This window comes from Liquorilactobacillus sicerae (assembly GCF_029916425.1).
In the GTDB taxonomy this organism is placed as follows: domain Bacteria; phylum Bacillota; class Bacilli; order Lactobacillales; family Lactobacillaceae; genus Liquorilactobacillus; species Liquorilactobacillus sicerae.
In genome coordinates this window covers 1-683 of record NZ_JAHAVQ010000076.1, presented here as the reverse complement: position 1 = coordinate 683, position 683 = coordinate 1, and the positions used below count along the sequence as shown (strand labels likewise).

Annotated in this window: 2 protein-coding genes; both read left to right on the top strand. The window is 39.7% G+C overall.

Annotated elements, in window-relative coordinates:
• On the top strand, positions 1 to 291 hold a 291-nt coding region (locus tag KH893_RS11285; RefSeq protein ID WP_281166210.1), incomplete at its 5' end, for an ABC transporter permease subunit.
• A 9-nt stretch (positions 292 to 300) separates the two neighbouring features.
• Positions 301 to 683, top strand: a 383-nt coding sequence (locus KH893_RS11280; RefSeq protein ID WP_281166209.1) for an asparaginase domain-containing protein, incomplete at its 3' end; no start/stop codon positions are given.

Genomic DNA, 683 nt, shown 5'->3' with positions numbered 1-683 from the left:
GCGGCCCGTTCCAACGGAATAAGCTATTGGCAATCAATGCGTTATGTCGTTATGCCGCAAGGAATGAGAATTATGGTTCCTAGTTTGATTAATCAATTTATCATTACCCTCAAAGATACTTCGATTCTTCAAGCAATAGGTCTGGTTGAACTCACTCAGACAGGGAATTTAATTGTCGCCAGAACGCAACAGGGTTTTCAGATTTGGGCAATTGTTGCGGTCATCTACTTGGTCATGATCACCCTATTGACTTGGCTTTCTAATTTTGTTCAATCGAAAATAAAAGCTTAGAATGTTTTTATGAAGAGAATTCTCGTTTTAGCAACGGGTGGAACAATCAGCTCAACACCCCAGAAAAACGGTTTGGCACCGGGAATGACGATTGATCAATTATCATCGTTTTTTGATCAAGCTGATAATGAAATTGAATTTATTCCGGTCATGGACAAAGATTCGACTAATATTCAACCGGAAGATTGGCTAATAATTGGCAAAGAAATTTTAGAGCATCCAGAATTCGACGCTTATATCATTACTCACGGAACCGACACGATGGCTTACACGGCTTCCGCTCTTTCTTATTTGTTAAATGATTTAAAAAAGACCGTTGTTTTGACCGGTTCGCAAATTCCTCTTTCTTTTGAACACACCGACGCCAAAAGAAACATCGCCGACGCTTTAAC